We start from the raw sequence: 21,179 nt of genomic DNA, 5'->3' as shown, positions 1-21,179 counted from the left end.
AGCACCGCCCCCGATGGCCCGACTGATCGTCATCATCCCGCTCGTCCTGCTGGTCGGCTTCAAGGTCGCCACCTGGCTGATGAAGCGCCGCACCGCCCACCTGGAGGCCGCCACCGCGGCCGCGAAGGCCACCATCGCCCGGGTCGAGGACGCGAACCGGCCGACCATCGTCCCCTCCGAGCACGGCCTGGTCGGCAAGGCCGACCTGGTCGCCGACCCGGGCCTGACCGGCCCGGACGTGGACGCCGCGCTGGCCGCCCTGGAGACCGGCGACTGGCACCCGGCCGCCGACCTGCTCACCGCCGCGGCCGGCGACCACGACCGGCGCTGGGGCCTGATCGGCCGGTTCGCCGAGCCCGCCGCCCAGGACGACACCTGGCTGCTGGCCTGGCGCGCCGAGCGCCCGGACAGCGCGGACGCCGCCGTGCTCGCCCTGGACGCGCTGATCGACGTGGCCTGGGAGGTCCGCACCAGCTACAGCGCCAGCCAGGTCAGCGCCGAGCGCTGGGCCGCCTTCCGCAAGGTACTGGCCGAGGCCGAGGCGGCCGCCGCCGAGGCCGTCCGGCTCGCCGGGCCGGACGACCCGCTGCCGTACGTCGCACAGATCCCGCTGGCAATGGGTCAGAGCTGGGACAACGCCCGCTTCCTGGCGCTCTGGGCGGAGCTCTCCGCCCGCGACCCGCACCACTTCTGGGCGCACGTCAACGCCACCCAGTACTGGTGCGCCAAGTGGCGCGGCAGCCACGAGAAGATGCACGCCTTCGTGGACGCCGCGATCGCCGCCGCGCCGCGGGGCAGCCTGCTCACCGCGGTCAAGCTGCACGCGTACTACGAGCAGATCCAGCGCGACAAGTCCCCGCGCTCGGCGTACGCCGCCCCCGAGGTGCGAGCCGCCGCGGACGCGGTGATCGCCGACCTGGCGGCGGCCGCGCCCGACGACCGGCGGCGCACCTACGCGCACGGCTGGCTGGTCTGGGTGCTGGCCCGCTCGGGCCGCGAGGCCGAGGCGCTGGAGCACCTGCGGGCGCTCGGCCCGGTCATCCCGGTCCCGTGGTCGTACTGGGACAAGCCCGCCGACAAGTTCGTCGACGAGCGGATCGACACCGTGCTGGCCGCCACCGCCGGGCGGTCCGGCGACTGACCGTCCCGCGTCGCGTCCGTCCGGCCCGGTGCCGATGATGGAGACGTCAAGCCGCGCCCCCGCCGCCGAGCCCGGCGACGGGGGCGCGGGTCGTTCTCGGCCGGAGGTGGAGTGAGATGGCCGGGTTGGAGCGGATGAGTCTGGACCAGCCGGAGGAGGTCCGCCCGTTCGAGGGCGGCACGGGGCAGCTGGCGCTGGTGAACCTGGCGGGCGGCGGCATCGGCCGGGCGGTCTTCGAGCCGGGCTGGCGCTGGTCCGAGCACGTGAAGCCGATCGCCGGCACCGACAGCTGCCTGGCCTCGCACGTCGGGTACGTGATCTCCGGGCGGCTGCGGGTGGAGATGGACGACGGCCAGGCCGAGGAGTTCGGCGCGGGCGACTTCATGGTCTGCCCGCCCGGACACGACGCCTGGGTGCTCGGCGACGTGCCCTGCGTGATGCTCGACTGGCAGGGCTACGTCGACTACGCCAAGCCGCAGGGCTGATCAGCCGGCCCGGCGGACCTCGTGCAGGAAGCAGCCGAACTCGACGGCCCGGACGTGCAGCACGGCGGTCTCCGGGTCGGCGAGCAACTCGGCTGCCACCGCGGGCAGTTCGGCGGGTTCGGTGAGCCGGCCGCCGAGGATGCGGCCGTCCGCGGCGTAAGCCCGCAGCACCCGTCGCGCGCCGTGGAAGGCGTCCGGCCAGCCGCCCGGGTGGCCCGCGCACGGCTCGGCGTGCACGAAGACCGGGCCGGTCTCCACGTACGCGCCGGGGTCGCAGCCGGTCTCGGCGGCCCAGCGGCGCAGCGGCGCGTAGGAGACCAGCGCGATCCGCTCGCCGGTGCGGGCCCGGGTGAGGCAGCAGCGCAGCGGGTGGCCGCCCTCCTCCTCGACGGTGAAGGGGACGACGGGGCGCCCGGCGTCGTCGGTCTGCCGCAGTGCGGCGAGCACGTCGGCGGGGACGGCCCGGACGTCCGTGGCGGTGGCGGTGGCGGTGGCGGTGGGGTTCATGCGTCCAGCTTCCGCCGCCGGGGCGGCCGGGTCCGGCGGCTTCCGGACGTCGCGCTGCCGCCGTTGCCGCCGTTGCCGACCGGACGCGGCGCGGCCCGCCGCAGGAGGGTGTCCTGCGGCGGGCCGCGGTGCGCGACGGTCCGTCAGCCGAGGCGGCTGCCGGGGGCGATCTGCTTCATCTCCTCGAAGCTGAGGCCGGCCCGGGCCATCGCCCCGGCGGTGTTCCCGTCGACGCCGAGCTTCGCCAGCTCGGCGAGCTGGTCGGCGGTCAGCTCGGTGGCGGGCAGGTCGCCGTAGTCGGCGTCGTCCGCGGAGTCGTCCGCGGCGCCGGCCATCGCGCCGGCCAGGTCCTTCAGCTTGTCGAGGTCGAACTCGGTGGCGCCGGACGGGGCGGTCAGCGGGGCGGCGTCGCCGGAGAAGCCGATCCGCAGCGGGAGGTGCGCGGAGCCGTCGGTCTTGTCGTCGAGCTGGGCGAGGTCGAACAGCACGGCCTGCGCCCGGCCGTCCTTGATCCGCACGTCGGCGGAGAGCTTGCGGTCCGGGACGTCCGCGAGGTCGTCGTCCTCCGTCGGGAGGCCCGGGTAGCCGGGGATGCCCTTGGTGAGCGCCTTGGCGGACTTGGTGAAGCTCGCGACCAGCGGGCGGAGCGGGGCGGAGACCCGGATGACGTCGGCGTCGCCGTCGCGGCCCTTCTCCTCCAGGGTGACGTTCTTGCTGAACGCCTCCTTCAGCGACTTGGCGAACTCCTGGACGGCGGCGCCGTCGACGCCGGGCAGCGTGTCCGGGAGGGTGGCGCGGCCGATGTCGTTGGGGTCGATCTTGGTGGAGCTGCCGGGCTTGCCGCCCTTGGCGGCCTGCTCGGACAGCTCCTGGAGCTTGGCGAGGTCCACCGAGAGCCACTTGCCGTCGATGACGTCCTTGACCGGGGCGGCCTCGGACGGCAGCTCGGCGACCGCCCGGTCGATCTGCGCGGGGTCCTCGCCGGCCAGGCCGGCGATGCCGCGGACGTCGGCCTTGACGTACATCTTCCGGTCGACCAGGCGGATGTCGGCGTAGGTCTTGCCGGACTTCTTGGCGCTCAGCGTGTAGCCGACCGCGACGCCCTTGAGGTCGGTGAGGTTGGTGTCGCCGCTGTAGCCGTTCTTGAACGCCTCGCTGTCCTTGAGCGGCTTGTCGGATGTCATGGTGACGGACAGCTTGAGGTCGCCGATCAGGTCGGCGGCCTTCTGCTCGATCGGGCTGTCGACGGCCTTGCCGAAGGCCACCACCTGCTCGGGGGTGGCGTCGAAGGACAGGTCGATCCGCAGCGACTTGGCGTCGCCGAGCTTCTCGAAGGCGTTGCCGAGCTTGTCGCCCGCGCTCAACTGCTCGACCGTGCTGCAGGCGGCGAGGCCGGTGGTGAGCGCGACGGCGCCGACGGTGAGGGCTGTGCCGACGCGGACGGAGCGACGGGTGGGGGTGTTGATGGCAGGCTCCTGCGGCTGAGGACGATCGCGGGGCCCGGACGGCCCTGGTCGCGGAGCCAAGCTCAGCACAGTGGTGCGTCCCCCCGCACACGAATATTTTAATCATCCTTTGGGGGACGCAGGGATCAGAGCGCGCTGCCGGCCTTCCAGTCCGCCCAGCTCAGGTTCCAGCCGTTCAGGCCGTTCGAGGCGTTCACCGTCCGGTCACCGGAGTTGACCACTTCGACCACGTCCCCGACCATCGAGCTCGCGAAGAACCTGGCCGCACTGGTGCCCGGGTTGCCGCCGCCCTGGACGTCCTGCAGGGCGATGCAGCCGTGGCTGGTGTTGGCGCTGCCGAACTGCCCGGCGGGCGACCAGTAGTTGCCGTGGATGAAGGTGCCCGAGGTGGTCAGCCGCTGGGCGTGCGGCACGTCCGGGATGTCGTACTCGCTGCCGAGCCCGACCGTCGCGGAGTTCATCCGGGTCTCCTTGTACTGCTCGGAGATCACCATCTTCCCGCCCCAGGTGCGGTGGTCGGGGGCGCCGCCGATCACCGGGTAGGTGGCGCTGACCGCGCCGTCGGTGGTGACGGTGAGGGTGTCGGCCCTCAGGTCGGCGACCGAGACCTGGCTGCGGCCGACGGTGAAGACGACGTCCTTGGACTGGGTGCCGTAGACGCCCTTGGCGCCGGCCACGTCCTTCAGCCGGAGCTTCAGGGTGACCTTGGTGCCCTTCGCCCAGTACTGCTCGGGGCGGAAGTCGAGCCGGGTGGCGTCGTACCAGTGGCCGACGACCTCGACCGGCGGGTCGGCGACCACGGTGATCGCCTGCTCGACGGCCTTCCGGTCGGTGACCGGCTTGTTGAAGGTGATCGACACCGGCATGCCGACGCCGACCGTGGTGCCGTCCTCGGGCGTGAAGTAGCCGACGAAGGTGTTGGCCGGGGAGGCGGTGGAGAAGTGCGCGTTGGCGTCGGCCGGACGCTTGTCCTTGTCGACGGCGGCGGCGGCCACCGCGTACTTGCCGCCGCTGGCCAGCCGGTCGGTGGAGGTCCAGCTCGCGCCGTCGGCGGCGAGCTGCCCGGCTATCTGCTTCCCCGCGCCGTCGGTGACGGTGACCGAGGTCAGCGTGCCGTCCTGCACGGTGACGGTGACCGGGTCGGCGAACGGCACGGCGGTGGTGCCGTCCGCGGGGCTGACGGTGATCTTCGCGACGGAGGGCTTCGGGGTGCTCGACCCGGCCGGGGCGCCGCCGCCGGAGCCGGACGCGCCGGTCCGGCCGGTCACGTCCTTGCTCCCGGAGCAGGCCGCGACCAGCAGCACGGGCGCCCCCAGCAGCCCGGAGAGCACGCCTCGCCGGCTCCAGCCGCCGCCGTCGCGCGGCCGGTCCTGCTTCTCCCCTGCGGTCACGTCCACGCTCCTCGATCCAAGATCACTCAATCATGTGCAGATCGTACGAGAGTACCCAAGGAGTCCACAGAACGGACAAAAGCCCGGTCCGGGGGTACCGGACCGGGCTTCTGCGGCTGCCGCGCGGGAGCCGGCGGGAACGGGTGTCACTGCACCTCGTACTCGTCCCAGCTCTCGTCGTCCGGGTCGTAGTCGGTGGTGGCGGACTCCCAGGTGGCGGAGGCGAGTTCGACACCGGGGACGTCGCCGAGCAGGGCGACCGGGTCGACGAAGTGGGCGAGCGAGCCGGTCGGGTCGACCTCGATCGCCTCGGTGGCCTGGGCCCGCTCGTCGTCGTCCAGGTACTCGTCCTCGGCGACCTGGCTCAGGGCGGCGGCCTTCAGGGCCTGCTCGTCGGTGATCTCGGCGATCAGCTCGATGGACAGGCGGACGTAGCGCGGGGCGTCCTGCTCGGGCAGGTCAGTGCTGGTCATGCCAGTGAGCGTAGGCGGTCCGCCGGGCCGATCGGAAACGGCCCTGCCCACCGCCCCGCGGCGACCCGCCCCGGAACGCGGCGAGGGCCGGCCCGGGCGAACCCGGACCGGCCCTGCCGCCTCGCGCGGGCTCCCCCACCCGGGAGCTCGCGGAGCCGCGCCTCTCGGCGCGTGATCTGCCGCGGGAGCCGCCGCACCCTGTCTCGGACAGGGGCGGGACGACGGCGTCCCCCACGGACGGACACGGCGGGCCGGGTCAGGGCCGACCGTCGTGTCGCCGGCGGTCCCGGGGTCCGGGGAGCCGCTCCCGTCACCCGCCACCGCCGTGCTCGGCTTCTTGCCGTGCTTCAAAGATGCCCTGCGCGTGTTAACCGGATGATGCGCAGCTGTGACGTCCGCGTACCGACTTTCCGTTCACCCGATCGGCGGGCGGGGCGTCCTGAGCGGGGGTCAGTGACCGGCCCGGGCGGTCAGGAAGGCCAGCAGGTCCTGGCGGGTGACGATGCCCTGCGGCTTGCCCTCCACCAGCACCACCACCGCGTCGGCCTTCTCCAGCACCGACATCAGGTTGGTCACCGACTCGCCGGAGCCGACCACCGGCAGCGGCTTCGACATCACGCCGTCCAGGGTGTCGGTGAGCTGGATGCGCCCGCCGAACAGCCCCTCCAGCAGCTCGCGCTCCACCACCGAGCCGACCACCTCGCCGGCCATGATGTCCGGGTGCCCGGCACCCGGGGAGACCACCGGCATCTGCGAGACGCCGAAGTCCCGCAGCACCCGGACCGCCTCCGCGACCGTCTCGCCCGGGTGCATGTGGACGAACTGCGGGATGCCCTCGTGCTCAACGGCGTCCTTGCGGGCCAGCACCTCGCCGATGTGCGCCTCGTCGGTCGCGGTCGGCAGGAAGCCGTAGTCGGCCATCCAGTCGTCGTTGAAGATCTTCGACAGGTAGCCGCGGCCGCCGTCCGGCAGCAGCACCACGACGACGTCGTCCGGGCCGAGTTCGCGGGCCACCTCCAGCGCGGCGACCACCGCCATCCCGCAGGAGCCGCCGACCAGCAGGCCCTCCTCCTTGGCGAGGCGGCGGGTCATCCGGAACGAGTCCTTGTCGGAGACCGCGACGATCCGGTCCGCGACGTTCCGGTCGTAGGCGGTCGGCCAGAAGTCCTCGCCGACGCCCTCCACCAGGTACGGCCGGCCGGTGCCGCCCGAGTAGACCGAGCCCTCCGGGTCCGCGCCGACCACCTGCACCTTCCCGCCGGACGCCTCCTTCAGGTAGTTGCCGGTGCCGGAGATGGTGCCGCCGGTGCCGACGCCCGCCACGAAGTGGGTGACCTTCCCGCCGGTCTGCTCCCAGATCTCCGGGCCGGTGGAGTGGTAGTGCGAGGCCGGGTTCTCCGGGTTGGAGTACTGGTCCGGCTTCCACGCGTTCGGGGTCTCCCGGACCAGCCGGTCCGAGACGTTGTAGTACGACTCCGGGTGCTCGGGCGCGACCGCGGTCGGGCAGACCACGACCTCGGCGCCGTACGCCCGGAGGGTGTTGATCTTGTCCGTGGACACCTTGTCCGGGCAGACGAAGATGCACTTGTAGCCCTTCTGCTGGGCCACGATCGCCAGCCCCACCCCGGTGTTGCCGCTGGTGGGCTCGACGATGGTGCCGCCGGGCTTGAGCGCGCCGGAGGCCTCCGCCGCCTCGATCATCCGCATGGCGATCCGGTCCTTCACCGAACCGCCCGGGTTGAAGTACTCGACCTTGGCCAGCACGGTGGCGCTGATGCCCTCGGTGACCTTGTTGAGCTTCAGCAAGGGGGTGTCGCCGACCAGCTCGATGATCGAATTGTGGTACCGCACGGGGGTCCTCCCGGTCCGTGGCATCACTGATTTTCCCGAAACCCCCAGCCTAGGCCCCCGGCCCGGCCACAGGCCCCCGGACCGCCCCCGGCGGGAGCACGGCGCAGCTCCCTCCCCCTTCCCCCTCCGCCTCCGCCTCCGGCAGGCGGAGGTGGTGGGCGGGTACCAACGGCCACACCCCCGGCCGCAGGCCGACAGACCCCCGGCGCAGCCACGGCGCCGTGCTCCCCCGCCTCCGGCAAACGGGCAGTTCCCAGTAGACCGGGGTGGCGGGCGGGTACCAACAGCCCGGCCGCAGGCCGACAGACTCCCGATGCCGTTCTCCCCCGCCTCCGGCAGGCGGGCGGTTCCCGGCAGACAGGGATCAATACCCAGACCCCCGGCCCGGCCGCAGGCCGACAAACCCCCGACGCCGTTCTCCCCCGCCCACCTCCCCGCCTCCGGCAGGCGGGCGGCTCCCGATAGGCGGGGATCGTGGGCGGGCACCAACACCCACACCTCGGCCCGGCCGCAGGCCGACAGACTCCTGGTGCCGTTCTCCCCCGCTCACTTCCTCCGCCTCCGGCAGGTGGGTGGTTCCCGGTAGGCGGGGGTGGTGGGCGGGTACCAGAGGAGGGAGCGGAGAAGGGGGTTGCCGGATGGGTGGATCGCAGGCGTCGCGGGCCCGGGTGGCCCGGCGGATCGCGACGGCCGCGGCGTACGGCGGCGGGGGGCTGGGGCTGCTGGGCGTGGGCCTGGCCGGGGTGCTGCTGACCGAGAGCCGGATGGCGGTGCGGGCGATCGGCCTGCTGGAGGGCGACCCGCCGCACGCGGACGGGGTGTACGGGGAGGCGTTCGCCGACCCGGCGGACCGGCGGGCGCCGCTGGTGCTGGCGTTCCTGGGCGACTCGACGGCGGCGGGGCTGGGCGTGCGGCGGGCCCGGGAGACGCCGGGCGCGCTGCTCGCCTCGGGGCTGGCCTCGGTCGCGGAGCGCCGGGTGCGGCTGGTGAACGTGGCCCGTTCGGGCGCGCGCTCCTCCGACCTGGCCCGGCAGGTGGAGGCGGCGCTGGTGGCCCGGCCGGAGGTCGCGGTGGTGATGATCGGCGCCAATGACGTGACCCGGCACGCCCCGGCGGCGCGCAGCGTCCGGGAGCTGGGCGAGGCGGTGGGCCGGCTGGTGTCGGCGGGCTGCCGGGTGGTGGTCGGGACCTGCCCGGACCTGGGGACGATCAAGCCGGTGCGGCCGCCGCTGCGCTGGGTGGCGCGCCGGGTGAGCCGGCAACTGGCGGCGGCGCAGACCATCGCGGTGGTGGAGGCGGGCGGGCGGACGGTCTCGCTGGGCTCGCTGCTGGGTCCGGAGTTCGCGGCCCGGCCGGAGCTGTTCGCGGCGGACCGCTACCACCCGTCGGCGCAGGGGTACGCGACGGCGGCGATGGCACTGCTGCCCTCGCTGTGCGCGGTGCTGGAGCTGTGGCCGCAGGACGTCCCGGCGGCGGGCACGCCGGTGGAGCCGCAGGCGGTGCTGCCGATGGCGGTGGCGGCGGCCGCGGCGGCGGGGCGCTCGGGCACCGAGGTGTCGGCGGCGGGCCCGGCGAACGGGACGTGGCGGTGGGCGACGCTGAAGCAGCGGTTCCGGCTGGCGCTGCCGGGCGGCGAGGAGGCGGGGGCGGCCGTCCCGGCGGAGGGAGCGGCGGCACCGCCGGACGCGTCGGCGAACTCACATCCGGAGGCGGATGACGCCGGAGCTACCAAGCGGTAACTTTCCCGGGGAGATCCGCCGGATCGCGTCCCGAGGTCACTCAGCGAGGAGCCCGCCATGCCCGAAGCCGTCATCGTCAGCGCCGCCCGTTCGCCGATCGGCCGGGCGTTCAAGGGTTCGCTGAAGGACATCCGCCCGGACGACCTGACCGCGCAGATCATCGGCGCGGCGCTGGCGAAGGTGCCGGAGCTGGACCCGCGGCAGATCGACGACCTGATGCTGGGCTGCGGCCTGCCGGGCGGCGAGCAGGGCCACAACCTGGCCCGGATCGTGGCCGTCCAGATGGGCATGGACTACCTGCCGGGCGCGACGATCACCCGCTACTGCTCCTCCTCGCTGCAGACGACCCGGATGGCGCTGCACGCGATCAAGGCGGGCGAGGGCGACATCTTCATCTCGGCCGGTGTCGAGACGGTCTCGCGTTCGATCCACGGCACCTCGGACGGCATGCCGGGCACCATGAACCCGCTGTTCGACGAGGCGCAGGCGCGCACCAAGCACCGCGCAGAGACGGGCGGCGGCGAGTGGCACGACCCGCGCGAGGACGGCCTGCTGCCGGACGCGTACATCGCGATGGGCCAGACCGCGGAGAACCTGGCGGCGCTGAAGGGCATCACCCGGGCCGAGCAGGACGAGTTCGGCGTGCGGTCGCAGAACCTGGCCGAGGCGGCGATCAAGGCCGGCTTCTGGCAGCGCGAGATCACCCCGGTGACGCTGCCGGACGGCACCGTGGTGAGCGCGGACGACGGCCCGCGCGCGGGCGTGACGGTGGAGGGCGTGTCCGGCCTGAAGCCGGTGTTCCGTCCGGACGGGACCGTGACGGCCGGTAACTGCTGCCCGCTGAACGACGGCGCGGCCGCGCTGGTGGTCATGTCCGACACCAAGGCCCGCGAGCTGGGCATCACGCCGCTGGCCCGGGTGGTCTCCACCGGCGTCTCCGGCCTCTCCCCCGAGATCATGGGCTACGGCCCGGTGGAGGCGTCCAAGCAGGCGCTGCGGCGGGCCGGCCTGTCGATCGGCGACATCGACCTGGTGGAGATCAACGAGGCGTTCGCGGCCCAGGTCATCCCGTCCTACCGGGACCTGGGCATCGACCTGGACCGGCTGAACGTGAACGGCGGCGCGATCGCGGTCGGCCACCCCTTCGGCATGACCGGCGCCCGGATCACCACCACGCTGATCAACTCGCTGCAGTGGCACGACAAGCAGTTCGGCCTGGAGACCATGTGCGTGGGCGGCGGCCAGGGCATGGCGATGGTGATCGAGCGCCTCAGCTGAGGCCGCGGGCGGCACTGTGACGGGCATCTCACCCGTCCGGAGTCACCGAGCGTGATTGAGGGCCGGATCACACCCGAGGTGTGATCCGGCCCTTTCTTCGTCCTTCCGGGACCGGATTGTCGACGCAGCGAATTGGATCAACTCCGCTGCGTAGAACGGTAGTACCTAACAATTTGGGGACGAGTGGGAAATTCCCCGACAGATCGGACATCAGCCCCTGCAGTAACGGCGGCCGATACGGCAGTGTGGAGACGTAACCCCGTTCCGCTCCTCGTTGGGAGTACGTTCCGTGAGCGCCGTCTTCCTCTCCCTGCTGCTGGTCCTGATCGTCCTGTCCGCCGCCGTCCTGCTCCACCTCCGTGCCCTGGCACGGAAGTTGGACACCGCCGCCCGACCCGCCCCGCAGTTCGACGAGGCGCTGATACGCCGCGCCGTCGCCGAGGCACTGGCCGCCGACCGCGAGCGGGAGATCACCGAGGCCCGGGCGTTCTGGGCCGAGCAGGAGGCCCGGGCCGCCGAGGACTCCCCGCTGTTCGACACCCCGTTCACCACGGTCGGCGAGGACTGGCCGATCTTCTTCCCGCGCCCGACCGGCCCGCAGGAGGCCGTGGACAACGGCGGGGTGATGGACCCGGAGTTCGGCGAGGCGCTGCGCAGCGCGCTGGAGGACCTGATCAAGGAGGGCCCCGTGGACGGCGGTTCGGCCGCTCCCGGGCACGACGGCCCGCGCCACCCGGCGCAGGGCGGCGGCTTCCCCGTCCCCGCCGACGGCGGCGGCTTCCCGGCCCCCTCCGACGGCGGCAGCTTCCCGGCCCCCGCCGCCGGCGGCGACGTCCGGGCCCGCCGGGAGGCCGACCTGCTGGCCACCGGCCTGGAGGCCGGGCTGCTGGACGCCGAGGCCGAGCCGGCCGCCGCGCCGGACCCGCGCCGCCACCCCTCGCACCCCGACTTCGTGCCGAGCCCGACCCCGTCCCGCGAGTGGACCGACGACCGGCTGGCCGCGCTGGCCGAGGACTGCGTCGCGCTGACCGACGTCCGCCCGGGCCCGCTGGGCACCCTGGACGTGTACGCCTTCGCCGACGGCACCACGCTCTGCGTCGCCCCCGGTGACCGCGAGGCCGCCTACCGCCTGATCGACGCGGTCCGGGCCGGCGAGGACGTCCGGCTGCTCGGCGGCTCCCGGTTCTCCGGCTCGTACTCGCTGACCTTCTCCACCGACGACGAGGCGGTCTACGTCCTGGCCGACCGGGTGGTCGCCTCGATCTGACCCACCCGGGACGCCCGCGAAGGGGCGCCGACCGCGCGGCAAGGGGTTGCCCGCACCGGTCGGCGCCCCTTCGCCGTGCCCCGGGGGCGGGTTGACGCCCCGTCAGGCGGTGAGTCGGTCCGTGCGGTCGAGGTCGGCGAGCGCGGCGGCCAGTTCGGCCGGGCGGTCGGCGGCCGCGAGGGCCAGGTCGTGTCCGGTGACGGCGATCTGGTCGCCGACGGCGAACACCCCGCAGTCAGGCACCGGCAGTGGCGGCAGTCCCTCCAGGGCGCGGGCCGCGACGGCCAGCCGGCCGGCCAGCGCGAGGGCGGCCGCGGCCCGGGACGGGTGGCCCTCAACGGGGGCCAGCAGGCGGCTCTGCGGCATCGCCCGGAACCGGTCCGCGAGCCGGTCGGCGGCGGCGTTCAGCCGCTCGGGGGCGGCGGGGGCACGGGCGGGATCGTGCGCGGGGCTGTGCTCAGGGTTGTGCTCGGACATGGCCCCGAGGGTAGCCAAAAAGCCGGCGGGCCCCGGAGGATCGCTCCTCCGGGGCCCGCCGGGGCAGCGCCGCGGGTCAGTCGTCGCCGCGCAGGATGGCGATCAGGCGCAGCATCTCCAGGTAGATCCAGACCAGCGACAGCGTCAGGCCGAAGGCGGCCCGCCAGGCCTCCTTCTCCGGGGCGCCCTGGCGGATGCCCTGCTCGATCTCGGCGTAGTCGAGGGTCAGGAAGAAGGCGCCGAGCGCGATGCCGACCAGGCCGACCAGGATGCCGAGCGGGCCCGAGCGCAGGCCGAAGTCCGCGCCGAACACCATGGCGACCAGGTTGACCATCATCAGGATCATGAAGCCGAGGGCGATCGAGATGCCGATCCGGGTGTACCGCGGGGTGACCCTGATCCGACCGCTCCTGTAGGCGATCAGCGTCGCGGCGAACACCGCGGCGGTACCGAGCACGGCCTGGATGGCGATGCCCGGCTTGTACATCTCGAAGGCCTTGCTGATCGCGCCGAGGAAGAAGCCCTCCAGCCCGGCGTAGGCCAGGATCAGCCCCGGGTTGACGCTGCGCTTGAAGCTGATCACCAGGCCGAGGACCATCGCGACCAGGGCCGCGCCGATCGCCGGGGCGAAGTTGTCCATCGGCAGGGCGAACCAGGCGACGGCGCCGGCCGCGACCAGCGTCAGCAGCGTCATGGCCGTCCGGGCGACCACGTCGTCCATGGTCATCCGGCCGGTCTGCAGCGGGCCCGCGGACGGGGCGCCGTACATCTCGGCGAGCTGGGCGTCCGTCGGCGTCCCGACCTCGGCGGCCGGGCCGCCGTACGGGTTGTTGTCGTACGGGTTGCCGCCGTACGGGCCGCCGGCCGCCGGGGCGCCGTACGCGTGCCCGGGCTGCGCGGCCGTCTGCGTGCCGAATCCCGCGTGCTGGTCGTCGCGGGTGAAGGACCCCTCCCGCGAGAAGACCGGGTTCCTGCTTCTCATCACATTCCCTCCGGGGCGGCACGGCACCACCCACACAGAGCACAAGAGTAATGGTTTGGCAAAGTATTCCGCGTCAGTCGTGAGGAGGATTCCGTGTCGGCTGCGCGGAGGGCCGCCGAGCGGGCAGGGTGGGTTCCGCACGTGACGCACGATCAGAAAGGCGGCCCCCGATGGCCGAGGAGCTGTACGCCACCCTGAAGACCAACAAGGGCGACATCGTGGTCCGGCTGCTGCCGAACCACGCGCCCAAGACGGTCAAGAACTTCGTGGAGCTGGCGACCGGCGAGCGCCAGTGGATCGACCCGAACACCGGGCGGCCCAGCAACGCGCCGCTGTACGACGGCACGGTGTTCCACCGGGTGATCCAGGGCTTCATGATCCAGGGCGGCGACCCGCTGGGCAACGGCACCGGCGGCCCGGGCTACGAGTTCGCCGACGAGTTCCACCCGGACCTCGCCTTCACCAAGCCGTACCTGCTGGCGATGGCCAACGCGGGCCCGGGCACCAATGGTTCGCAGTTCTTCGTCACGGTCGGCCCGACCACCTGGCTGACCGGCAAGCACACCATCTTCGGCGAGGTCGCGGACGCGGCGAGCCAGCAGGTGGTGGACGCGATCGTCGGCGTCGAGACCGGCCGCAACGACCGGCCGCTGGAGGACGTGGTGATCGAGAAGGTCGTGGTCGAGACCCGCTGACCCGGGCCCGCACGCGCGGACGCCGCCCGCTCCCCGGCCGGGGAGGGGCGGCGTCCGCGCGTGCGGGCCGGAGCGGCGTCAGTCGGTCTTGATGCTGCTCAGGATGTCCATCCGGGAGGCCCGGCGGGCCGGCCAGAGGGCGGCGACGATGCCGACCAGGGCGGCCAGGCCGAGGAAGAGCAGGACGCTGCCGTACGGGATCACCGTGGTCAGTCCCTTCAGGTCGGAGGCGAGCACCCGGGTGGAGGCCCAGGCGAGGAAGCAGCCGAGCAGGACGCCGATGAAGGCGCCGAAGACCGAGATCACCACGGACTCCAGGCGGATCATCCGCTTGATGCCGCGCCGCTCCAGGCCGATCGCCCGCAGCATGCCGATCTCGCGCTTGCGCTCGAACACCGACATCGCCAGCGTGTTGATGACGCCGAGGACCGCGACGATCACCGCCATGCCGAGCAGGCCGTACATCAGGTTGAGCATGGTCGAGATGATCCGGCTGAACTGGTCGACCAGGTCCTTCTTGGTCTGCACCTCCATCACCGGGTTGCGGCCGGTGGCGTCCTTGATGGACTGCTTGAGCGCGTCGGAGGGGCCGTCGACGCCCTTCACCAGGATCTGCTGGACCAGCGGGTTCGGGTCGTACTGCTCGATCAGCTTGTTCGGCGCGACGATCGGGGAGACCCCGTCGTTGCGCTCGAACACGCCGCCGACCGTGAGCGTGGCGGTGGTGCTGTCGTCGACCTTGGCCTGCACGGTGGAGCCCACCGCGAGGTGCTGGTCGCGGGCGACCTCGTCGTTGACCAGGATCTGGTTCTGCTTCAACGCCGCGGTGGAGCCGGACTGCATGGTCAGGTTGACCAACTGGTCGAAGGCGTCCGCGTCGTAGCCCTCGATGGCCTTGTCCTTGCCGGTGTCGCCGAGCTGCCACCAGACGTTGTCGACCTGGCTGGCGGCCTTGACGCCGTTCGCCTTGGCGACCAGCGGGGCCAGCTCGGGCGAGAGCTCGCGGTGGTTGGCCATCGCCACCACGTAGTCGGCCTTCAGCGAGCCGCCGACCATCGAGGTGACCGCCGAGGTGACCGAGTTGCCGATCACCGTCAGGGCGGTGACCAGCGTCAGGCCGATGGTCAGCGCGGCGGCGGTGGTGGCGGTCCGGCGCGGGTTGCGCACCGCGTTCAGCCGGGCCAGCTTGCCGGGAGTGCCGAACACCTTGGCCAGCACCGGGCCGACCAGCGCGATCACCGGGCGGGACAGCAGCGGCAGCAGGACGAACACGCCGATCAGCGTCAGCGGGGCGCCGAGCTCCAGCTTGGTCCGGGCGCCGGAGCCGGTGCTGTTCGCGCCGGACAGGATCAGGCCGAGGCCGGCGCCGGCCAGCAGCACGCCGATGCTGTTGCGGACCACCAGGCCGCGCTGGGTGGTGGGCTGGTCGCCGCTGCTCATCGCCGCCACCGGGGGGATCCGGGAGGCCCGGACCGCGGGCAGCAGCGCGGAGAGCACCGTCACCACGACGCCGGTGACCAGGGTGCCGACGATCGTCGCCGGGGCGATCACCAGCGAGCCGGTCGGGATGCCGTCGTTGAAGGCGTGCAGCAGGGCCTGCAGGCCCGCGCCGATGCCCACGCCGGCGAGCAGGCCGGCCAGCGAGGCGAGCACGCCGATGGCGAGCGCCTCGACCAGCACCGAGCGGGTGACCTGGCCGCGGCTGGCGCCGACCGCGCGCAGCAGGGCCAGCTCCTTGATCCGCTGGGCGATCAGCATGGTGAAGGTGTTGACGATGATGAAGATGCCGACGAACAGCGAGATGCCGGCGAACACCAGCAGCATGGTCTTCAGGCCGCTGATCGAGTCGGCGACCATCTTGGTCTGCTCGTCCTTCAGCTGCTGGCCGGTCTGCAGGGTGTAGTCGGCCTCGGCCAGCTTGCCCTTGGCCTGGTCGAGCAGCTGGGCCTCGGAGGTGCCCGCCTTGGCCGTCAGGACCACCGAGTTGAACCGGCCGGGCTGCAGCAGGCGCTGCTGGGCGGTGGCGGTGTCCATCAGGGCGAGCGTGCCGCCGGAGCTGACCTGCGGGTCGTCGGTGGTGAACACGCCGGTGAGGGTGGTGTCCTCGGCGGCGCCGTTGCCGGCCACCCGGACCTTGTCGCCGACGTGGTAGCCGGCCTTGTCGGCGGCCTGCTTGTTCAGCGCGATCTCGCCGGCGTTGCGCGGGCCGCGGCCCTCGGCCATCGGGTAGCGCGGGTCGGCGCCGGAGGCGTCGGGGGCGAAGTTGGCGCCGCGGGCGCCGTACGCCTCGCCGATCAGGTTGCCGTTCTTGTCGGCGACGCCGGTGAAGCCGGTGACCACGCCGCGGGCCCGGTCGGTGCCGGGCAGCGCGGCCAGTTCCTTGACCGTCGCGTCGGTCAGCGACTTGTCGTCCTTCTCGCGCGGCTGGGGCTCCTCGCCGGGGCCGCCCCGGTCGCCGCCGCCGTGGCTGGAGACCAGCACCGAGACGTCGGAGAAGCTGCTGGAGTAGCTGTTCCGCATGGCCTGGCCCATGGTGTCGGAGAACACCAGGGTGCCCGCCACGAAGGCGGTGCCGAGCATGACGGCGAGCGCGGTCATCAGGAGTCGGCCCTTGTGGGCCAGCACGTTGCGCAGTGCGGTGCGATACATGGGGTCAGTCCTGGGGTGGTGGCGGTCGGTTCGGCGACTGACGGGCCGTCAGCTGGTGCGGCCCTTGGCGTCGAAGCGACGCATCCGGTCGAGGACGGTGTCGGCGGTCGGGTTGGCCAGCTCGTCGACGATCCGGCCGTCGGCGAGGAAGACCACGCGGTCCGCGTAGGAGGCGGCCACCGGGTCGTGGGTGACCATCACGACGGTCTGGCCCAGCTCGCGCACCGAGTTGCGCAGGAAGGAGAGGATCTCCGCGCCGGAGCGGGAGTCCAGGTTGCCGGTGGGCTCGTCGGCGAAGATGATCTCCGGCTTGGAGGCCAGTGCACGGGCGCAGGCGACGCGCTGCTGCTGGCCGCCGGAGAGCTGGGCGGGGCGGTGCGAGAGCCGGCCGGACAGGCCGACCGTCTCGACCACGCGGTCCAGCCAGGGCTGGTCGACCTTGCGGCCCGCGATGTCCATCGGGAGCGTGATGTTCTCCAGCGCCGTCAGGGTGGGCAGCAGGTTGAACGCCTGGAAGATGAAGCCGATCTTGTCCCGGCGGAGCTTGGTGAGCTGCTTGTCCTTCAGCCCGACCAGCTCGGTGTCGCCGATGGTGGCCGAGCCGGAGCTGACCTTGTCCAGGCCGGCCATGCAGTGCATCAGCGTGGACTTGCCGGAGCCGGAGGGCCCCATGATCGCGGTGAACTCGCCCTGGCCGAAGGCGACGGAGACGTCGTCCAGCGCGACGACGCGGGTCTCGCCCTCGCCGTAGACCTTGTTCAGACCGTTGGCGCGGGCCGCCGCCAGACCGGTGTGGGCTGCGTACGCGGTCGAGGTGCTCACGGTGGGGACTCCTTCTCCGAGGATGGCCGGGTTCGTCACGCTGCGGTGGCCGTGGACCTGATCCGACCGCTACTCCATCCTCCCGGCGGCGACCGCCCCGTTCGTCGCCCCGCCGAACGGTTGTCCCACCGCCCCCAGGCGTACGGCCGCCGCGCGCCTCTCCTCCTCCGGTATGACCCCGTCCCCGACGGCGGGCCGCGACCGACGGTGGCCGAGAAGCACCGGACGGTGGCCGAAATGACAGACGCTTCGTCAGATGTCATGGAAGCATGACAACTTCCGGGCCCGGAAATATGCGAAATCGCCACCGGGCCGACTAGGCTCGGGGACGAGTTCGACGCGGTCCCAGGCCCAGATGGTGGAACGCAGACACGGGCAGCTTAAAACTGCCTGGCCGTGAGGCCGTGCCGGTTCGAGTCCGGCTCTGGGCACTCCCCTGCCCACCCTTCGTGACCTGCGGTGATGATCCGGTCACGGGCGCTCGCGGCAGCACGGTTGAACGGAGCGTTCAACACGGAAGGTTGACGCTGCCCCGTTGCCCCGGGCATCCTGTCGCCATGCCCGACACTCCCCCGCCGCCCGCGGCCGCCGACGCCGCCGACGCCGCCCCCTTCGACCGGCCCGACCCGGAGGCCGATCGGGCCCGGCGGGTGCCCGCCGCGCTGTTCCGGATCGCCGAGCGGCACGCCGCCACCCCCGAGCAGCGCGGGCGGCAGACCAACCCCGTGCTGCCCGGCCCGCACGAGGCGGTGCGGCTGGTGGCCTTCCTGCTCAGCGGCGCCGCGCTGGCCGAGGACGGCGAGCCGGAGGTGGACCGGGCCGACCTCACCGCCGCGCTGACCCTGCTGCCGCTGGTGCGGGCCGAACTCGACGAACTGGAGGCCGGGTTGCTGAAGATGGCCCGCGGCCGCGGGATGACCTGGCAGGACCTCGCCTTCGGCCTGGGCCTGGGCACGCCGCAGGCGGCCCGCCAGCGCGCCGAGCGGCTGGCCGCACGGACCGTGCCCACCGGCCAGGACTGACCGCCCGGCGCCGGGACGCGCGAAGGCCCCCACCCCGGGCGGGGTGAGGGCCTTCGTCAACTGCCTGCTGTACTCCGCCCGGTAACGGAACCGGCTGAGCACCACGGAGGTCGTGGTCCGGCGGCGCTGCCGGGCGGAGGGCCTCCGACTCGTCCCCGACGCCTGGTCGGGTCTGGTCGTTCCTACTTGCTGGCGGCGAGTTCCTTCTTCGGCTCGGCCGCGGCGACCGCGGGCTTCGGCGCGGGGCCGGTCGCCTCCTGGAACGCGTCGAAGGGCTTCTCCATCTCGGAGAGGCCGACCGTCTCGCGCTTGAGGAACATCGCGAGGGTCCAGTCGGTGAAGACGCGGATCTTCCGGTTCATGGTCGGGACCATCGCGCCGTGGTAGCCGCGGTGGAACCACCAGGCCAGGCGGCCCTTGAGCTTGACCTTGCCGAACAGGATCGCCACACCCTTGTGCAGGCCGAGGCCGGCCACCGCGCCGAGGTTCTTGTGCTTGTACTCGGCCTGCGGGAAGCCGCGCATGCCCGCGATGACGTTGTCACCGAGGACGGCGGCCTGGCGGACCGCGTGCTGCGCGTTCGGCGGGCACCAGGCGCCCTCACCGGCGGCCAGGTCGGGGACCTGGGCGTTGTCGCCGGCCGCCCACACGTAGTCGAAGCCCTGCACCTGGAGGGTCGCCGCGGTGTCCACGTGGCCGCGCGGGCCGAGCGGGAGGCCGAAGCGGTTGACCACCGGGTTGGGCTTGACGCCCGCGGTCCACACGATGGTGGAGGCGTCGAACTCCATGCCGTTCTTCAGCACCACGTGCTGGTCGACGCAGGAGTCCATCGAGGTCTCGATGTAGACCTCGATGTTGCGCTCCTCGAGCCGCCCCTTGGTCCACAGACCCAGGTCGGGGCCCATCTCGGGGAGGATGCGGTTGGCCGCCTCCACCACGACGAAGCGCATGTCGTCCCGGCTGACGGTCTTGTAGATCTTGGCGGCGTCGCGCGCCATGTCCTCGATCTCGGCGACCGTCTCGATGCCGGCGAAGCCGCCGCCGATGACCACGAAGGTCAGGGCCTTGCGCCGGACGTCCTCGTCCGCGGTGGACTCGGCCTTGTCCAGCTGCGCCATGACGTGGTTGCGGAGGCTGATCGCCTCCTCGACCGTCTTCATGCCGATGCCGTGCTCCGCCAGACCCGGGATCGGGAAGGTGCGGGAGACCGAGCCGGTCGCCACGACCAGGTACTCGAAGGGCAGTTCGTAGGATTCGCCGGCCGCGGGCTGGATGGTGGCGACCTTGCGGGCGTGGTCCACCTCGGTCACGTGACCGGTGAGCACCTCCGCCTTCTTCAGGGCGCTGCGCAGCGGTGCGACGAGGTTGCGGGGCGCGACGTTGCCGCCGGCCGCCTCGGGAAGGAAGGGCAGGTACGTCATGTACGACCGCGGGTCGACGACCGTGACGGTCGCTTCGCCGTAGCGCATCTTCTTGAGGATGCGCATCGCGGCATACAGGCCGACGTAACCACCGCCGACAATGAGGATGCGAGGACGCTCCGTGGTGCTCATATCCGAAAGTATCCACCCCCTCCCGATGGGCCGTTCGTGAGGCCCATCACAAGCCTCTGGACACCGGGTGCTACACTGCGCGCCCACACTTTCGCCCCGGAGGGGTCTCCGCGCCCCCGCCGCCGCCCCGCCGGACCCGGTCCGGCGTCGAGGGCCGCGTTGAGCAGCAACGATCCTTGTGGGGCGCGGGTTCCCGAGTGGGGTTTCGATTTCCTCCGGATGAACGCCGGGTGGCCTGCGATCCCATGAGCAACCCGCCAGCGGCACCTTCGGTCCCACATTTCGGACGGAGCGGACACCCGGCTCGGTCGAAAGGCTGGAATGCCATGTGAAGAAATTCACGAAGGTTCTCGGCGCGACACGCCGGGAGGCCCGCGGCGGGCCTCCCGGCGGGCCCGGTCAGGCGATCGACCAGGCGATTCCGTCCAGGATGTCGTGCTCGCTGACCAGCAGTTCGGCCGCCCCGGTGCGCTCCATGACCTCCAGCAGCACCAGCGCGCCGGCCGCGATCACGTCCACCCGGCCGGGGTGCATCACGGGCATCGCGGCCCGCTCGGCGTGCGAGGAGTGCAGCAGCCACTCGGCGGTCTCCCGGACCTGCCGGACGTCCAGCACCGCGTGGTGGATCCGCTCGGACTCGTAGCCGGGCAGCTCCAGGGCGATCCCGGCGACCGTGGTGACGGTGCCGGCCAGGCCGACCAGGGTGGCGCCGGTGTCCAGCGGGACGACGGCCGCAACGGTGTCCAGGGCGGCCCGGATGTCGGCCCGGGCGGCCTCGATCTGCGCCTCGGTGGGCTGCCCGCCCGCGAAGTGGCGCTCCGTCATCCGGACGCAGCCGATGTCCATCGAGTGCGCGGCCCGGACCTCCCGCTCGCCGAGCACGAACTCGGTGGAGCCGCCGCCGAGGTCGAACACCAGGTACGGCGGGCGGTGCGGGCCGCCGAGCAGTTCCCGGGTGGCGCCGGTGAAGGAGAGCCGGGCCTCCTCCTCGCCGCTGACCACGGTCGGGGTGACGCCGAGGATCTCCTTGACGCCGGCGGTGAACTCGGCGGCGTTCTCGGCGTCCCGGGAGGCGGAGGTGGCGACCATCCGGACCCGGTCCGGGGCGACCCCGTGCGCGGCGATCACCTCCGCGTACTCGCGGCAGGCCGCGAAGGTGCGGTCCAGCGCCTCGGGGTGCAGCCGGCCGGTCCGGTCGACGCCCTGGCCGAGCCGGACGATCAGCATCCGGCGGTCCAGGTCGACGATCTCGCCGGTCCCGGGGTCGAGGTCGGCGATCAGCAAGCGGATCGAGTTGGTGCCGCAGTCGATCGCGGCGACCCGGGTCGCGGTCACGATTCCCCGTCCTCCTCGGTCGCGGCCTTCCGGGCCGCCCGCTCGG

General features: G+C 72.8%; 18 protein-coding genes and 1 tRNA gene. 8 read left to right on the top strand and 11 right to left on the bottom strand.

Annotation, left to right across the window (positions count from 1 at the left end):
• The first annotated feature begins 13 nt into the window (after positions 1 to 13).
• Positions 14 to 1,141 carry a hypothetical protein gene (locus tag ACIQBJ_RS21755; protein ID WP_400712848.1) on the top strand — a complete coding sequence of 376 codons (1,128 nt, stop codon included), beginning with the start codon at positions 14 to 16 and terminating at the stop codon, positions 1,139 to 1,141.
• A 116-nt stretch (positions 1,142 to 1,257) separates the two neighbouring features.
• The gene (locus ACIQBJ_RS21750) at positions 1,258 to 1,626 is read left to right on the top strand and encodes a cupin domain-containing protein (protein ID WP_400712845.1); all 369 of its coding nucleotides are present in this window, start codon (positions 1,258 to 1,260) and stop codon (positions 1,624 to 1,626) included.
• Here ACIQBJ_RS21750 and ACIQBJ_RS21745 read toward each other — a convergent pair whose 3' ends face one another.
• The 5 genes from ACIQBJ_RS21745 to ACIQBJ_RS21725 all read right to left on the bottom strand — a co-directional run bounded on the left by ACIQBJ_RS21745 (position 1,627) and on the right by ACIQBJ_RS21725 (position 7,338).
• Entirely contained in the window at positions 1,627 to 2,133 is a 507-nt protein-coding gene (locus ACIQBJ_RS21745) for a DUF1203 domain-containing protein (RefSeq protein WP_400712842.1), read from the bottom strand.
• 143 nt (positions 2,134 to 2,276) lie between these two features.
• Positions 2,277 to 3,659 carry a hypothetical protein gene (locus tag ACIQBJ_RS21740; protein ID WP_400712839.1) on the bottom strand — a complete coding sequence of 461 codons (1,383 nt, stop codon included), beginning with the start codon at positions 3,657 to 3,659 and terminating at the stop codon, positions 2,277 to 2,279.
• 65 nt (positions 3,660 to 3,724) lie between these two features.
• Positions 3,725 to 4,996 carry an Ig-like domain-containing protein gene (locus ACIQBJ_RS21735; protein WP_400712836.1) on the bottom strand — a complete coding sequence of 424 codons (1,272 nt, stop codon included), beginning with the start codon at positions 4,994 to 4,996 and terminating at the stop codon, positions 3,725 to 3,727.
• 140 nt (positions 4,997 to 5,136) lie between these two features.
• Positions 5,137 to 5,463: a hypothetical protein gene (locus ACIQBJ_RS21730; RefSeq protein ID WP_400712833.1), complete on the bottom strand. Its 327-nt coding sequence runs from the start codon at positions 5,461 to 5,463 to the stop codon at positions 5,137 to 5,139.
• A 450-nt stretch (positions 5,464 to 5,913) separates the two neighbouring features.
• Positions 5,914 to 7,338: a cystathionine beta-synthase gene (locus tag ACIQBJ_RS21725; protein ID WP_400712830.1), complete on the bottom strand. Its 1,425-nt coding sequence runs from the start codon at positions 7,336 to 7,338 to the stop codon at positions 5,914 to 5,916.
• Between the two features lie 614 nt (positions 7,339 to 7,952).
• On the opposite strand from ACIQBJ_RS21725, the gene ACIQBJ_RS21720 reads away from it, so the two are divergent.
• From ACIQBJ_RS21720 to ACIQBJ_RS21710, 3 genes are all read left to right on the top strand, one after another.
• Positions 7,953 to 9,053, top strand: a complete 1,101-nt coding sequence (locus ACIQBJ_RS21720; protein ID WP_400712827.1) for an SGNH/GDSL hydrolase family protein — start codon at positions 7,953 to 7,955, stop codon at positions 9,051 to 9,053.
• A 57-nt stretch (positions 9,054 to 9,110) separates the two neighbouring features.
• A complete protein-coding gene (locus ACIQBJ_RS21715; RefSeq protein WP_400712824.1) occupies positions 9,111 to 10,331 on the top strand; it encodes an acetyl-CoA C-acetyltransferase in 1,221 nt (406 codons plus the stop codon).
• A 289-nt stretch (positions 10,332 to 10,620) separates the two neighbouring features.
• The gene (locus tag ACIQBJ_RS21710; protein WP_400712821.1) at positions 10,621 to 11,598 is read left to right on the top strand and encodes a hypothetical protein; all 978 of its coding nucleotides are present in this window, start codon (positions 10,621 to 10,623) and stop codon (positions 11,596 to 11,598) included.
• A gap of 102 nt (positions 11,599 to 11,700) precedes the next feature.
• Here ACIQBJ_RS21710 and ACIQBJ_RS21705 read toward each other — a convergent pair whose 3' ends face one another.
• Positions 11,701 to 12,075, bottom strand: a complete 375-nt coding sequence (locus ACIQBJ_RS21705) for a hypothetical protein (protein ID WP_400712818.1) — start codon at positions 12,073 to 12,075, stop codon at positions 11,701 to 11,703.
• 76 nt (positions 12,076 to 12,151) lie between these two features.
• Positions 12,152 to 13,057, bottom strand: coding sequence for a Bax inhibitor-1/YccA family protein (locus ACIQBJ_RS21700; RefSeq protein WP_400712815.1), 906 nt, complete (start codon positions 13,055 to 13,057; stop codon positions 12,152 to 12,154).
• A gap of 170 nt (positions 13,058 to 13,227) precedes the next feature.
• Between ACIQBJ_RS21700 and ACIQBJ_RS21695 the strand changes: the two genes are divergently transcribed.
• Positions 13,228 to 13,752 (top strand): peptidylprolyl isomerase, encoded by a 525-nt coding sequence (locus ACIQBJ_RS21695; protein ID WP_400712812.1) that lies wholly within the window; start codon positions 13,228 to 13,230, stop codon positions 13,750 to 13,752.
• Positions 13,753 to 13,830: 78 nt separating this feature from the next.
• Here the strand turns inward: ACIQBJ_RS21695 and ACIQBJ_RS21690 are convergent, their stop codons facing one another.
• Positions 13,831 to 16,401 carry an ABC transporter permease gene (locus ACIQBJ_RS21690; RefSeq protein ID WP_400712809.1) on the bottom strand — a complete coding sequence of 857 codons (2,571 nt, stop codon included), beginning with the start codon at positions 16,399 to 16,401 and terminating at the stop codon, positions 13,831 to 13,833.
• 48 nt (positions 16,402 to 16,449) lie between these two features.
• Positions 16,450 to 17,223, bottom strand: coding sequence for an ABC transporter ATP-binding protein (locus ACIQBJ_RS21685; protein WP_400712806.1), 774 nt, complete (start codon positions 17,221 to 17,223; stop codon positions 16,450 to 16,452).
• A 349-nt stretch (positions 17,224 to 17,572) separates the two neighbouring features.
• On the opposite strand from ACIQBJ_RS21685, the gene ACIQBJ_RS21680 reads away from it, so the two are divergent.
• Positions 17,573 to 17,654: transfer RNA gene (locus ACIQBJ_RS21680), tRNA-Leu, on the top strand.
• A gap of 126 nt (positions 17,655 to 17,780) precedes the next feature.
• On the top strand, positions 17,781 to 18,245 hold the full coding sequence (locus ACIQBJ_RS21675) for a DNA-binding protein (protein ID WP_400712803.1): 465 nt from the start codon (positions 17,781 to 17,783) through the stop codon (positions 18,243 to 18,245).
• A 182-nt stretch (positions 18,246 to 18,427) separates the two neighbouring features.
• On the opposite strand, the gene ACIQBJ_RS21670 is transcribed toward ACIQBJ_RS21675, so the two are convergent.
• The gene (locus ACIQBJ_RS21670; RefSeq protein WP_400712800.1) at positions 18,428 to 19,798 is read right to left on the bottom strand and encodes an NAD(P)/FAD-dependent oxidoreductase; all 1,371 of its coding nucleotides are present in this window, start codon (positions 19,796 to 19,798) and stop codon (positions 18,428 to 18,430) included.
• Between the two features lie 399 nt (positions 19,799 to 20,197).
• Complete coding sequence (locus ACIQBJ_RS21665) at positions 20,198 to 21,133, bottom strand: exopolyphosphatase (protein WP_400712797.1); 936 nt, start codon at positions 21,131 to 21,133, stop codon at positions 20,198 to 20,200.
• Positions 21,134 to 21,179 lie beyond the last annotated feature (46 nt).

This window comes from Kitasatospora sp. NPDC088391, from assembly GCF_044753345.1.
GTDB lineage: Bacteria > Actinomycetota > Actinomycetes > Streptomycetales > Streptomycetaceae > Kitasatospora.
The sequence above is the reverse complement of the archived record's forward strand: the minus strand, read 5'-3'. Positions and strand labels throughout refer to the sequence as shown.

What these genes read in the sequence shown, in the direction of transcription:
- ACIQBJ_RS21755 (WP_400712848.1), top strand. Translation starts at nt 14, where the DNA reads ATGGCCCGACTGATCGTCATCATCCCGCTCGTCCTGCTGGTCGGCTTC.
- ACIQBJ_RS21695 (WP_400712812.1), top strand. Translation starts at nt 13,228, where the DNA reads ATGGCCGAGGAGCTGTACGCCACCCTGAAGACCAACAAGGGCGACATC.
- ACIQBJ_RS21720 (WP_400712827.1), top strand. Translation starts at nt 7,953, where the DNA reads ATGGGTGGATCGCAGGCGTCGCGGGCCCGGGTGGCCCGGCGGATCGCG.
- ACIQBJ_RS21690 (WP_400712809.1), bottom strand. Translation starts at nt 16,401, where the DNA reads ATGTATCGCACCGCACTGCGCAACGTGCTGGCCCACAAGGGCCGACTC.
- ACIQBJ_RS21675 (WP_400712803.1), top strand. Translation starts at nt 17,781, where the DNA reads ATGCCCGACACTCCCCCGCCGCCCGCGGCCGCCGACGCCGCCGACGCC.
- ACIQBJ_RS21730 (WP_400712833.1), bottom strand. Translation starts at nt 5,463, where the DNA reads ATGACCAGCACTGACCTGCCCGAGCAGGACGCCCCGCGCTACGTCCGC.
- ACIQBJ_RS21745 (WP_400712842.1), bottom strand. Translation starts at nt 2,133, where the DNA reads ATGAACCCCACCGCCACCGCCACCGCCACCGCCACGGACGTCCGGGCC.
- ACIQBJ_RS21750 (WP_400712845.1), top strand. Translation starts at nt 1,258, where the DNA reads ATGGCCGGGTTGGAGCGGATGAGTCTGGACCAGCCGGAGGAGGTCCGC.
- ACIQBJ_RS21670 (WP_400712800.1), bottom strand. Translation starts at nt 19,798, where the DNA reads ATGAGCACCACGGAGCGTCCTCGCATCCTCATTGTCGGCGGTGGTTAC.
- ACIQBJ_RS21725 (WP_400712830.1), bottom strand. Translation starts at nt 7,338, where the DNA reads ATGCCACGGACCGGGAGGACCCCCGTGCGGTACCACAATTCGATCATC.
- ACIQBJ_RS21705 (WP_400712818.1), bottom strand. Translation starts at nt 12,075, where the DNA reads ATGTCCGAGCACAACCCTGAGCACAGCCCCGCGCACGATCCCGCCCGT.
- ACIQBJ_RS21700 (WP_400712815.1), bottom strand. Translation starts at nt 13,057, where the DNA reads ATGAGAAGCAGGAACCCGGTCTTCTCGCGGGAGGGGTCCTTCACCCGC.
- ACIQBJ_RS21715 (WP_400712824.1), top strand. Translation starts at nt 9,111, where the DNA reads ATGCCCGAAGCCGTCATCGTCAGCGCCGCCCGTTCGCCGATCGGCCGG.